The sequence below is a fragment of the Pollutimonas thiosulfatoxidans genome (assembly GCF_004022565.1).
In the GTDB taxonomy this organism is placed as follows: domain Bacteria; phylum Pseudomonadota; class Gammaproteobacteria; order Burkholderiales; family Burkholderiaceae_B; genus Pusillimonas_D; species Pusillimonas_D thiosulfatoxidans.
Genome location: NZ_CP022987.1, coordinates 2312244 through 2324964, shown reverse-complemented (window position 1 = coordinate 2324964; position 12721 = coordinate 2312244). Strand labels below are relative to the sequence as shown.

The 12721-nt window shown below is 60.7% G+C and carries 10 protein-coding genes and 1 riboswitch; of the genes, 6 read left to right on the top strand and 4 right to left on the bottom strand.

Features of this window, described 5'->3' with window-relative positions; all coding sequences use genetic code 11:
• Positions 1 to 94: 94 nt before the first annotated feature.
• Positions 95 to 173: riboswitch (SAM riboswitch) on the top strand.
• The 5 genes from metX (at position 163) to CKA81_RS11170 (ending at position 6799) form a co-directional block, all read left to right on the top strand.
• Complete coding sequence (gene metX, locus CKA81_RS11190; protein ID WP_128355350.1) at positions 163 to 1416, top strand: homoserine O-succinyltransferase MetX; 1254 nt, start codon at positions 163 to 165, stop codon at positions 1414 to 1416. It overlaps the preceding riboswitch by 11 nt.
• Positions 1413 to 2024, top strand: coding sequence for a methionine biosynthesis protein MetW (gene metW / locus CKA81_RS11185; protein ID WP_180014077.1), 612 nt, complete (start codon positions 1413 to 1415; stop codon positions 2022 to 2024). Before metX ends, metW begins: the two co-directional genes overlap by 4 nt.
• Positions 2021 to 3295: a muropeptide transporter gene (locus CKA81_RS11180; protein WP_128355348.1), complete on the top strand. Its 1275-nt coding sequence runs from the start codon at positions 2021 to 2023 to the stop codon at positions 3293 to 3295. The genes metW and CKA81_RS11180 overlap by 4 nt, the downstream gene beginning before the upstream one ends.
• Before the next feature lie 90 nt (positions 3296 to 3385).
• On the top strand, positions 3386 to 5527 hold the full coding sequence (locus tag CKA81_RS11175; RefSeq protein WP_128355347.1) for a TonB-dependent receptor: 2142 nt from the start codon (positions 3386 to 3388) through the stop codon (positions 5525 to 5527).
• Positions 5528 to 6799: a PepSY-associated TM helix domain-containing protein gene (locus CKA81_RS11170; protein WP_128355346.1), complete on the top strand. Its 1272-nt coding sequence runs from the start codon at positions 5528 to 5530 to the stop codon at positions 6797 to 6799. It abuts the gene before it with no gap.
• Between the two features lie 2 nt (positions 6800 to 6801).
• Here CKA81_RS11170 and CKA81_RS11165 read toward each other — a convergent pair whose 3' ends face one another.
• Both CKA81_RS11165 and CKA81_RS11160 read right to left on the bottom strand, forming a co-directional pair.
• A complete protein-coding gene (locus tag CKA81_RS11165) occupies positions 6802 to 8157 on the bottom strand; it encodes a sensor domain-containing diguanylate cyclase (protein WP_128355345.1) in 1356 nt (451 codons plus the stop codon).
• The gene (locus CKA81_RS11160; protein WP_128355344.1) at positions 8141 to 8923 is read right to left on the bottom strand and encodes an exodeoxyribonuclease III; all 783 of its coding nucleotides are present in this window, start codon (positions 8921 to 8923) and stop codon (positions 8141 to 8143) included. The genes CKA81_RS11165 and CKA81_RS11160 overlap by 17 nt, the downstream gene beginning before the upstream one ends.
• 119 nt (positions 8924 to 9042) lie before the next feature.
• On the opposite strand from CKA81_RS11160, the gene pyrE reads away from it, so the two are divergent.
• The gene (gene pyrE, locus CKA81_RS11155; RefSeq protein ID WP_128355343.1) at positions 9043 to 9714 is read left to right on the top strand and encodes an orotate phosphoribosyltransferase; all 672 of its coding nucleotides are present in this window, start codon (positions 9043 to 9045) and stop codon (positions 9712 to 9714) included.
• A gap of 14 nt (positions 9715 to 9728) precedes the next feature.
• Here pyrE and gatB read toward each other — a convergent pair whose 3' ends face one another.
• Together gatB and gatA are read right to left on the bottom strand one after the other, a co-directional pair.
• Positions 9729 to 11183 (bottom strand): Asp-tRNA(Asn)/Glu-tRNA(Gln) amidotransferase subunit GatB, encoded by a 1455-nt coding sequence (gatB, locus tag CKA81_RS11150; protein ID WP_128355342.1) that lies wholly within the window; start codon positions 11181 to 11183, stop codon positions 9729 to 9731.
• The gene (gene gatA / locus CKA81_RS11145) at positions 11183 to 12718 is read right to left on the bottom strand and encodes an Asp-tRNA(Asn)/Glu-tRNA(Gln) amidotransferase subunit GatA (protein WP_128355341.1); all 1536 of its coding nucleotides are present in this window, start codon (positions 12716 to 12718) and stop codon (positions 11183 to 11185) included. Before gatA ends, gatB begins: the two co-directional genes overlap by 1 nt.
• Positions 12719 to 12721 lie beyond the last annotated feature (3 nt).

Genomic DNA, 12721 nt, shown 5'->3' with positions numbered 1-12721 from the left:
AGGTAAAATCGCGTGGGATAAAAACGCGTGCATAGATGCCTCCTTGTCGGAAGGGCTACCATCAGTCCCGCGGTTAGGGGGTGGTAAAATCCCCCTTCGACACAGCGCCGATTTGCTTGATCTGCTTGCGGGCGCCTCATAAATCCAGCTAAAGAGGTCCTTATGGCCGAACTTTCCGTTACCGATATTTCTTCTTCCTTGCCTGCTGTCCCGTCCGAGATTGCTCCAGTCACCATTCCCCCAGGGTCGGTCGGTATTGTCTCCCCCCAATACATCGCTTTTGATCAGCCGCTGGCCCTTACCAGCGGCCAGGTGCTGCCCAGCTACGAGCTTGCCGTTGAAACCTATGGCGAACTTAACGCCGAACGCAATAACGCCGTACTGATTTGCCACGCGCTGAATGCCTCACACCATGTCGCAGGCATATGTGCAGACAATCCCAAGGACATCGGCTGGTGGGACAACATGGTGGGGCCGGGTAAAGCTGTCGACACCGACCGGTTCTTCGTCATTGGTGTGAACAACATCGGTTCATGCTTCGGCTCTACCGGCCCTGCCAGCATCAATCCGGCGACTGGCCAGCCCTGGGGCGCCGCTTTTCCCATGCTGACGGTGGAAGACTGGGTGCGTGCCCAGGCCCGGTTGGCCGATCATTTCGGTATTCAGAAGTTTGCCGCGGTCATGGGCGGATCGTTGGGTGGCATGCAGGCCTTAAGCTGGGCCATTACCTGCCCGGAGCGGGTCGGCCATTGCATCGTCATTGCCAGCACGCCGCGTTTGTCAGCCCAGAATATCGGCTTCAACGAGGTGGCGCGCCGCTCTATTATCAGCGACCCGGACTTCCATGGTGGTGACTACTACGCGCAGGGCACCGTCCCCAAACACGGGCTTTCCGTAGCACGCATGGTCGGCCACATTACCTATTTGTCGGATGACGACATGGCCGCGAAGTTCGGCCGTGCCCAGCGCGCGCCGGCCGACAATGGCGAATTCCACTATGGCTACGGCGTTGAGTTCGAGGTGGAGTCCTATCTGCGCTACCAAGGCGAAAAGTTCTCGACCTACTTCGACGCCAACACGTATTTGCTGATTACACGGGCGCTCGATTACTTCGACCCCTCGCGCAGTCACGGCGGCGATCTGGCGCGCGCCCTGCAGCATGTGCAGGCCGACTTCCTGCTGGTGTCCTTCAGTACCGACTGGCGTTTCCCGCCGGCAAGGTCGCACGAGATCGTGCGCGCGCTGCTCAAGAACAAGCGGCCGGTCACCTACGCCGAGATCGACGCGCCCCACGGCCATGACGCCTTCTTGCTGGACGACGCCCGCTACCATGCGGTGGTGCAGGGCTACTACGACCGCATCGCCGCAGGGTTGGGCTTGCCCGAGCGCCAGCAAACGTCAGGAGTATTGGCGTGAATCAAACTACCGTTGCGCCCCGGCATGTGCGGGCCGACCTTCGACGCATTGCCAGCTGGATAGAACCAAAAAGCCGGGTATTGGATCTGGGCTGCGGCGACGGCACCTTGCTGGCCTATCTGCAGACCAACAAGAAGGTGGTCGGTGCCGGCGTCGAACTGAACGATGAGCACTTCATCGCCTCAGTGCGACGTGGCGTGTCGGTGATTCAGCAGGATCTCGAAGAAGGCCTGGCCCTGTTCGATGACCAGCAGTTCGATACCGTGGTCTTGTCGCAGACCTTGCAGTCCATGCGCCACACCGAGCATATTTTGCGCGAGATGGCCCGGGTGGCTCGGTTTGGCATTGTGTCCTTTCCCAATTTTGGCTATTGGCCGCATGGTTGGTCCATATTGCGCGGACGCATGCCGGTAACCGGCGAAATGCCGTATCAATGGTTCGATACCCCCAATATCCATCTGTGTACGCTGCGCGACTTCGAGTCCCTGGCGGCAAACTTGCAATTGCGCATCACGCATCTGGCCACGTTCAATGGCAACAAAGAAGTTAAACTGCTGCCCAGTTGGCGTAGCACCCTGGCGGTGTATCGCTTCGAATCTCCCAACTGAAACACAAGGGGCCGGTTATCGCTTCGTTCACCAGTGTTTATGCCAGCCCGCGTGTCATCCCTTTGTTGGTGCTGGGCTTTGCCAGCGGGCTGCCGCTGGCCTTGACGGGGGGAACCCTCCAGGCCTGGGCCACAGTCGAAAACGTCTCACTGCAAAACATCGGCTTCCTGACGCTGATCGGTACAGCCTACACCCTGAAGTTCCTGTGGGCCCCGCTGGTTGACCGCTATGCGCCGCCCCTGTTGGGGCGGCGCCGTAGCTGGATCTTCATTACACAGTTGTTGTTGGCCGCCTGCGTGGCCGCCATGGGCTTGTTCTCGCCCGGCGGGCATCTGGGCCTATTGGCCGCATTGGCCGTCCTGGTAGCTTTTCTTTCGGCTACGCAGGATATCGCTTTTGATGCCTACAGTACCGATGTGCTGCACCGGGAGGAGCGGGCCGCGGGCGCCGCGGTCAAGGTCCTGGGCTATCGCTTGGCGATGATCGTATCGGGCGGGCTTGCGCTGGTGTTGGCCGATCAGTGGCTCGGTTGGCAGAATACCTATTTCTTGATGGGCGGCTTCATGGGCCTGTGCGCGATCGCAACCGTGCTGGCTCCCGAACCGGAAGTCGTAGCGCGCGCGCCACGCTCCTTGCGCAGCGCCGTGGTTGAGCCGCTATCAGAGTTTTTCAGTCGCCGTGGCGCCATCACGATCTTGCTGCTGATCGTGCTTTACAAGCTGGGCGACGCCTTTGCAGGAGCGCTGTCCACCACCTTCCTGCTGCGCGGCGCCGGCTTTACGGTATCGGAAGTGGGTAGCATCAACAAGGTCTTTGGCCTGGCCGCCACGATCGTCGGCGCCCTGGCGGGTGGGGCACTCATGGCCCGCCTGGGGCTATACCGGTCGCTGATGCTGTTTGGGATCTTGCAGGCGGTATCCAACTTCGGTTATTGGGTACTGGCCGTTACGCCGCCGCATCTTTATTCGATGGCGCTGGTTGTCGCGCTGGAGAACGTCTGCGGCGGTTTGGGCACCGCCGCTTTCGTGGCCTTGCTGATGGCCTTGTGCAGGCAGGAGTTCTCGGCCACGCAGTTTGCCTTGCTTTCCGCCTTGTCGGCCGTGGGGCGTACTTACCTTGCCGGCCCCTTGACGCCGCCCCTGGTGCAATCATTGGGCTGGCCCGGCTTCTTTGTCATTACGGTATTGATCGCCATCCCGGGTCTGGTGCTGTTGTGGTGGCGCCGGGCGGAAATCAGAAGTCTGGACGCTGTCCCCGAAACGCAACAGTAGGGCACGTAGAACGATGCGTGATTGACCCTGGTTATTTGGACATGAGAGAATGCGGATCATTCTCAATATCAATTCCGCATCAGGAATATCATGCCCAAGCCTCTCCCGCTGTACGCCGTACTTCTCGCTGTTTTCGCTAGTACGCCGGTCATGGCGCAAACTATCTCCGCAGCTGCCAACACGCTGGAGACCATTACGGTGACCGGAGACGGGTCGGTCAACAACGCGACACCCGAAGCCTACGCAGGAGGCCAAGTTGCCCGCGGCGGCCAGGCCGGCATTTTGGGCAACCTGGACATGATGGACATGCCCTTCACCCAGACCAGCTATACGTCCAAGCTGATCCAGGATCAACAGGCCCGTACCTTGGGCGACGTGTTGAAGAACGATCCGTCGGTGCAAGTGGGTAACGGCTTTGGCAATCAGGCCGAGACTTTTGTAATACGGGGCTTGGCACTGAATAATGACGATCTCTCGTTCAATGGCTTGTATGGCATATTGCCGCGGCAAATTCTTCCCATCGAGATGGTCGAGCGTGTCGAGGTGTTCAAGGGAGCAAGCGCGTTCTTGAACGGTGCCGCGCCGGGGGGCTCGGGTGTCGGGGGACTGATCAATATCCAGCCCAAGCGGGCGGGCGACGATCCCCTTACGCGTCTGAACCTGGACTACACCGGGCCTGCTCATTTCGGGGGCGGTGTGGATATCGGCCGCCGTTGGGGCGAAGACAACCGCTTTGGGATACGTGTCAACGCCGCACAGCATGATGGCGATATATCTTTGCATGACGCCGATATGCGCAGCACGGTGGGGACGGTTGGACTGGATTTCCGTGGGGACGGCGTGCGGGCATCGCTGGATGCAGGCTATCAAAAAATACGCTTCGATCAGCCCCTGCCGACGGTGCGCCTCGCCGGCGATACGGCGCCGCCTGCTGCACCTTCGACGCATACCAACTACGGTCAGCCTTGGTCTTACACCGACCTGGAGAGCACCTTTGGCGTGGCGCGGCTCGAGTACGACATTACGCGCAACTGGACGACTTATGCTGCGGCCGGCATGAGTCGCGACAACGAGCACGGCGACTACGCCGGACCGTTTGTTGGCGCGAATGGTGAAGGTACGGTCGGACTGTTCGGGGCCGCGTATCGTCGCGACACGCTGACCGGCGAAGTGGGGCTGCGAGGAGAATTCGATACTGGATCTGTTGGGCACAGGGTGAACCTGGCGTATTCGGCATTGAACTCAGATAGTTTTGACGGCTGGGTTTCCTCGGCAGCGTCTCCCACCAATTTGTATGACGAAGCTTACATACCGCGCCCCGCCGGCGTGCCTTCGGCTGGCGACCTCGATACCAACCTGGCAAGTCAGGTCAAGTTGCGCAGTTTTGCGGTCGCCGATACGCTCTCATTGTTCGAGGGCGATGTGCTTCTGACCCTGGGCGCGCGGCATCAATCCATCGTCCAGGTAGCGCACGATGCGTTCACACCTGGCAAGTACGATGAATCCGCTACGACACCCGTCTTGGGCTTGGTGCTGCGTCCGTGGGATTCCGTATCGCTGTATGCCAATCGGATCGAAGGCTTGACGCAAGGCGGCCGCGCATCCAATGATCCCAGTGTGGTGGACAATCCGGGTGCAACACTGGGGCCCATACGCAGCAAGCAGACTGAGCTTGGTATCAAGGTGGACTTTGAAAGCTACGGCGGCAGCCTCGGCGTTTTCCAGATAGAGAAGCCGGAAGTAGACGTTGTTCAGCGGGTGTATGGAATTGCGGGCAAGCAGCGCAACCGCGGCGTCGAGCTGAACCTGTATGGCGAGCCGCTATCGGGATGGCGTGTGCTGGGCGGGGTGACCTACATGGATGCCCGGCTGATCGATACTCCGGACGGCGCGCTGGATAATCACCGCGCCCGAGGCGTCCCGCGCTTCCAGGGAACGCTCAGCACGGAATGGGATGTTCCGACAGTTAGTGGCCTGACGCTGCAGGCCAGCCTGATCCATCGCGGCGCGCAATATACATCCTCCGCCAACACTTATGAGATTCCCAGCTGGACGCGTGTGGATCTGGGTGTGGTGTATCGCAGCAAGATCCAGGGGCGTAATGTGACGTACCGCGCTGGCGTGGATAACGTCGCCGACCGCCGCTACTGGGCTACGGTGGCCCCGCAGTATGGTCAGCTTACTCAGGGTCGCGGTCGCACTTTCAAACTGTCGATGTCCGTAGACTTTTAAATGCGCGCTTTTGCTACGCTGGTCCATCGCTGGGCCGGCCTGTTCATTGCCTTGTTCCTGCTCGTTTCCGGACTGACCGGGGCGGTGATCTCTTGGGACCATGAAATCGATGAATGGCTTAACAGCGATCTATACAAGGTCGAGAGCCAGGGCGAATTCCGTCCGCCCCTCGAATTGATGCGCATCATCGAAGCCAGCGACCCGCAAGCGCAGGTGGTGTACGTTCCTTTGCATTTCGAGGCCGGCCACGCGGCCACCTATCTGGTGCAGCCGCGTATCGATCCGGCTACGGGCAAGCCGTTTCCGCTGGACTACACCGAGGTCTTCATTGATCCAGTCACGGCGCAGATCGTCGGCAGGCGCGACGCCAGCGAAGTTTCGCTGTCGCGCCGGGCGTTGATGCCATTCCTTAACGATCTGCACGAAAGCCTGCATGTCCCGGCGTTCTGGGGCTCCGATCGCTGGGGTTATCAGTTCATGGGCATCGTGGCGCTGGTCTGGCTGCTGGACAGCTTCGTAGCCTTGTACCTGACGTTTCCCATCAGGCGGCAACAGGCAGCGGCCCGGCGAGCAATGTTGGCCGCGGATGCTCCCAAGCCGTCGCAGGACAGTCGCTGGTGGGGGCGCTGGATGCCGGCCTGGCGTGTGCGCTGGAAGGCGGGAGCCTACAAGCTTAATTTCGACTTGCACCGTGCCGGCGGCTTGTGGATATGGGGCGTCATCCTGGTGATCGCCTTCACTTCGTTCTCTTTGAACCTGTACCGCGAAGTGTTCTTTCCCGCGATGTCGATGGTGTCGCAGGTAACACCAGGACCATTCGAGACGCGCCCTGCTGCGCCGCTACACCAGCCCATAGCGCCCACCATCACTTATGAGCAGATCCTGCAGCAGGCCCATGAGGAAGGGGAAGCGCGCAACTGGGAGCGCCCGCCGGCGGGCATCTTTTATGCCAGAAGCCTGGGCTTTTACAGTGTCGCGTTTTTCCATCCCGGTGCAGATCATGGCAGCGGCGGCATGGAAATAGCCAATATGTACTTCGATGGGGCGGATGGTCGCTTCCTGGGCGATTATCTACCGTGGCGGGGCAGTGCAGCCGACATCTTCGTGCAGTTGCAGTTTCCGCTGCATTCGGGGCGGATACTTGGTTTACCGGGAAGGGTGCTGATGTCGCTGATGGGGTTAATGGTTGCCATGTTGTCAATCACGGGCATTGTGATCTGGGTGCGCAAGCGCAAGTCCAGACTGCATGCAAGGGCCGGCAGCGTCGCGTAAGCTTATTGATGGCACTCAACGCGGTTGCGACCGCCTTTCTTGGCGCGGTATAGGGCTTCGTCGCTTCTGTTCAGTGCCAGGCTGGCATCGTCGTCGCTGGCATGAAGGTTAGCGATGCCGACGCTGACCGTCAGTACGACTTTCTGGTCGCCGACCAACAGCGGCGATGCTGCCAGGGCCCGTTGCAGGCGGCGAGCAAAATTCATGGCGGCCTCCGCGCCACAGCGGCGCAACAACACGGCGAACTCTTCGCCGCCCATGCGGCCCGCCACGTCGGTGGCGCGCAGTTGCTGGCGCAGCATTGCAGCAAAGTGCTGCAGCCCCAGGTCGCCAATGGCATGGCCCCACTGGTCATTGATGGTTTTGAAGTAGTCCAGATCGCACATCAGCACGGCAGCACTTCCGTCGCCGTCGCGCTTCATGCGGGCCAGTTCAGCGCCCAACTGATCCATGAAGTAGCGCCGATTGGGCAGCTGGGTAAGGTCGTCCGTCGTTGCGGACAGCTGCAGTTCGGCTTCGATGCGCTTGCGCTCGGTAACGTCGGTGATGAATCCGCGCCATACCATGGTGCCGTCTTCCAGCCGTTGCGGACGGGCGTCCAGTTGCCGCCAGCCCAGCCCCTGGCGGGGCAATAGCACGCGGAAATCAAGACGCCAGGGCGCCAGTGTGCTGGCCGAGCGGGCTCGGGATTCGCGATAGCGGGGTATGTCTTCGGGATGGATCACTCGCTGTATTGCGGCGGGATCGCGCAGCGCCTGTTGGGGCTCTAGCTCGTAGATGTCGCGCACCCCTGCGCTGACATAAGTAAAAAAGCCCCTGCCGTCGGCGTCGTCCTGATAACAGAAGACCAGGCCCGGCACCTCGTCGGTCAGGAAGGTAAGCAGGTCCACCGTCTGCTGCAGTGTTTCCGAAAGGCCGCGCAGTGCAGTGATGTCAGTGGTCGTGCCAACCATGCGCAGGGCGTTGCCGTGGGCATCGCGCTCCATGACTTTGCCGCGGCTATGCACCCATTTGTAATTCCCATCCTTGCAGCGCAGCCGGTGCTCCACCTCGTAAATCTCGGTGGTGCCATCCGCGTGAGCCTTCATGGTTGCCTGGACGTAGGCCAGGTCGTCGGGATGGACGCGCTTGTAGCTCTCACTCAGTTGGTTGGAGATTTCATGATCCGCATAGCCCAGCATGGCTTTCCACGCGCGGGAGTAATGAATCTGGTTGGCCGGGATGTCGCGATCCCATACGCCGGTGCCGCTGCCTTCCAGGGCAAGCGCCATGCGGCGCTCTCGTTCACGTAGTGCGCCCAGTTCGCTGCGTAATGCTTGCAGCTCGGCATCTGCTGTCAGGTCAGGCCGCCCAGTCATAATCGATAGTCAGCGGCGCGTGGTCGCTGAACCGCTGATCTTTATAGATGGCGGCGGATGTTGCGGTGGCGGCGATCTGCGGCGTGGCGATCTGGTAATCGATGCGCCAGCCCACATTCTTGGCCCAGGCCTGCCCCCGGTTGCTCCACCAGGTATAGGCGGCATCGGTGGCCTCCGGATACAGCGAGCGATAGACGTCTTTCCATCCCAGCTCGTCGAACACTTTAGTCAGCCAAGCGCGCTCTTCGGGCAGAAAGCCGCTGTTTTTGCGATTGCCTTTCCAGTTCTTCAGGTCGATTTCCTGATGCGCGATATTCCAGTCGCCGCACAAGATAACCTGCCGACCGCATGCGGCCAGCGTGGCCAAATGGCCGAAAAAGTGCTCCATGAACACATACTTTGCCGCCTGCCGATGATCGCCACTGGAGCCCGAGGGCAGGTACACCGAAATGATAGACAGTTCGTCGTAGACGAGCTCCAGATAACGGCCTTCGGCATCGATTTCGGGCACGCCCAAGCCTTCGATGATTTGCAGCGGTTGCTGGCGTGCGTAGATGCCCACACCGCTATAGCCCTTCTTTTCCGCATAGTGGAAATAACCGTAATAGCCCGTGGGGTTGAGCATGTCGGCAGTCATGTTGTCGGCCTGGGCCTTGAGTTCCTGAAGGCAGACGAAGTCGGCCTGCTGCTGCGGCAGCCAGTCGAGTAACCCCTTGGTGACGGCGGATCTGATGCCGTTCAGGTTGGCGGAAATAACACGTAGCATCGTCGGGCCTTTATCAATCTGCAGGATGGGAACTTTAACCCATCGCCCCGGGTGGCCGCTGTCGGGCAAGTCTAATGCGTTTTGGCGATAATGTCGCTTTACCTTTTATCGATTCAGGCATGCTCCACACTTCCAACCGCGCGGATTTCGTTCGCTTCTCCCTGGCGCAGGGCGTACTTCGTTTTGGCAGCTTCAAAGTCAAGTCCGGACGCCAGAGCCCTTATTTTTTCAATGCCGGCCTGTTCAATACGGGCCGTAGTGTGGGTCGTCTGGGCGAGTTCTACGCCCAGGCCCTGGTGGACTCTGGCTTGAGTTTCGACATGTTGTTCGGTCCTGCCTATAAGGGAATTCCATTATCCACCGCCACAGCAGTGGCCTTGGCCGGCCATGCAGACATGGCCGATCGCGATATTCCCTTCGCCTTCAATCGCAAGGAAGCCAAGGATCATGGCGAAGGCGGTGTACTGGTCGGCGCGCCCCTGCAGGGCAAGGTGGTGATCATCGATGATGTCATCACTGCGGGCACCTCGGTCCGTGAATCGGTCCAGATCATCCGCCAGGCCGGCGCCGAGCCCGCCGCGGTATTGATCGCCCTGGATCGCATGGAAAGGGCAGGTCCCGACGATGCGCTATCGGCTCATTCTGCAGTCCAGGATGTGGCGTCCACCTATGGCATCCCGGTAGTCAGCATTGCATCCTTGCACGACATCATGACGGTATTGGCTGACGACGCCACGCTGGCAGAACACCGCGAGGCCGTAGCCGCGTATCGCAGCCGCTACGGCGTATAGGTCAACCCAGCTGGTCAGCCCAGCTTTTGCTTCAGCAGGTCATTGACTTGTTGGGGGTTGGCCTTGCCTTTGGCGGCTTTCATGACCTGACCCACCAACGAGTTAAACGCCTTTTGCCTGCCCGCGCGGTATTCCTCCACGATCGCTGGGTGGGCCGCAAGGACCTCGTCTATCATGGCGCCGATTGCCCCCGTGTCGCTGATTTGTTTCAGGCCGCGAGCTTCGATGATGTCGTCCGGGTTGCCGCCGTGTTCGTTCTCCCACATTGCCGTGAAAACGTCGCGCGCCATTTTGTTGGAGATGGTGCCGTCGATGATGCGCACGATCATGGCCGCCAGGGCTTCGGGTTGTACCGGGCTTTGCTCGATGTCGATTTCATCGCGATTAAGCGCTGCCGATAATTCGCCCAGCACCCAATTGGCGGCCAGTTTGGCCTGGTCGGTTGGCAGCTTGCCGGCCACGCTCTCGAAGTAGTCGGCAATGGCACGCGACATGGTCAGCTGAGCGGCATCGTAGGGTGTCAGACCCAGCTCTTGCTCGAAGCGCGAGCGCTTCTGCGCCGGCAGCTCGGGCATGGCGTCTTTGATGCGCTGTATCCAGTCAGCGCCGATGATCAGCGGTGGCAGGTCGGGGTCGGGGAAGTAGCGGTAGTCGTCCGCATCTTCCTTGCTGCGCATGCTGCGGGTCTCGTCGCGATCGGCGTCGTACAGCCGGGTTTCCTGCATGACTTTGCCGCCATCCTCGATCAGCTCGATCTGGCGGCGCACTTCGTACTGAATGGCGCGCTCGAGGAAGCGGAATGAGTTGACGTTCTTGACTTCGCTGCGCGTGCCCAGCTTTACCTCGCCTTTTGGACGTACCGATACGTTGGCGTCGATCCGGAATGAGCCCTCTTGCATGTTGCCATCGCAGATGCCCAGCCAGACAACCAGGCCGTGCAGGGCGCGCGCGTAGGCCACGGCTTCGGCGGCCGAGCGCATTTCGGGCTCGGACACAATTTCGAGCAGGGGAGTACCGGCCCGGTTCAGGTCTATGCCTGTGGACGACTCGCCATGGGGACCGGTGTAGTCTTCGTGCAGCGATTTGCCGGCATCCTCTTCGAGGTGCGCACGGGTCAGGTTAATGGTTTTTTCCTGACCATCGACAAAAAAGCTAATGGTGCCGCCTTGCACGACCGGGATCTCGAACTGGCTGATCTGGTAGTTCTTGGGCAGGTCGGGGTAGAAGTAGTTTTTTCGGGCGAAGATGGAGCGAGGTGCAACATGGGCGCCCACAGCCAGGCCAAACTGGATGGCCCGCTCTACGGCGCCGCGATTCATGACCGGCAAGCTGCCTGGCAGCGCCATGTCAACTTCGTTGGCCTGCGTATTGGGCGCTGCACCGAAGCGTGTGCTGCTATTTGAAAAGATCTTGGATTCGGTGGAAAGCTGGGTGTGTGTTTCCAGCCCGATGACGATTTCCCATTCCATTATTGTTGTTCCGGTTTGCGTTGATGCCAATCGGTGGCCTGCTGGTAGCGGTGCGCCACGGCAAGCAACTGCCCTTCATGGAAATAATTGCCAATAATTTGCAGCCCTATGGGCAAGCGGCCCTGCGCTCCGCCGAAGCCGCAAGGTACCGACATGGCAGGCAGGCCGGCCAGGCTGACGCCCAGCGTATAGATGTCGGCCAACCACTCGGCGACAGGATCTTCGCGGTTGTCGCCTATGTGCTTGGCGGTGGTCGGCGTGACCGGGCCCATGATGACATCGCAATGATCCGCAAAGGCACGCTGGAAGTCGTCGGCAATCATGTGGCGCACCCGTTGCGCTTGCAGATAGTAGGCATCGTAGTAGCCGTGGGACAGCACATAGGTGCCCACCATGATGCGTCGAAGCACTTCCGGGCCAAAGGCTTCTGTGCGCGAACGGCTGGTCATTTCGGCCAGGTCGCCGTACTGGGCGGCCCGGTGGCCGTAGCGCACGCCGTCGTAGCGCGACAGGTTGCTGGAGGCCTCGGCGGGTGCGATGACGTAGTAGGTTGGTATGGACAGCTCGGTACGCGGCAAGGAGACCTCTACCCGTACAGCGCCCAGTGCTTCAAAAGCCTGCAAGGCGGCCTGGACGGCTTTGGCCACATCGGCATCGAGCTTGTCGTTGACGAACTCTTTGGGCACGCCGATGCGCAGGCCTTTCAGGGGCAGGCTGCCGCCGGCCTCTTGTGCCTGCAGGGCTTGCTCGTACTGGCTGCGAATTCGGCCGGGCACGTTAGCGCTGCCGTTGCAGTGTTCCAGGCTGGTGGAGTCGCGCGGATCGAAGCCGCTGATGGGGTCCAGGATGTCGAGCAGGTCTTGGGCATGGCGCGCAATCGGTCCGGCCTGGTCCAGGCTGGAACCATAGGCGATCATGCCAAAGCGGGATACCGTTCCATAGGTGGGCTTGATGCCGCTGACACCGCACAGGGCGGCCGGCTGGCGCACAGAGCCGCCAGTGTCGGTGCCGGTGGCCGCCATGACCAGGCCGGCCGCCACGGCCGCTGCCGAGCCGCCCGACGAACCACCCGGTATGGTGCTGGTATCCCAGGGGTTTCTGGCAGGACCGAAGGCCGAGTTTTCGTTGCCCGAGCCCATGGCGAATTCGTCGCAATTCAGTTTGCCCAGCGACACGGCGCCCGCCTCGTGCAGGCGTTCGACCACCGTGGCATCGAAAGGGCTGACGTAATTTGCCAGCATCTTGCTGCCGGCCGTGCTGCGCCAGCCGCGGGTGACGAACACGTCTTTATGGGCAATGGGAACACCGGCCAGTGCCGGCGCATCTTGCCCGCTGGCCAGCAGTTTGTCGGCCGCGTGGGCCTGCGCCAAAGTAAGGTCGCGGTCGATATGCAGGAAGGCGTTAAGGTCGGCGCGGGCTTCGGCGGCGTCCAGCGCACTGACCGCAAGCTCGTGGGCGCTCAGCGAGCGCGAGGTCAAGGCCTGGCGTAGGGCGGCAATACTGTCGAATTGTGTGTGCAGGGGTGTATTTGCCATGGA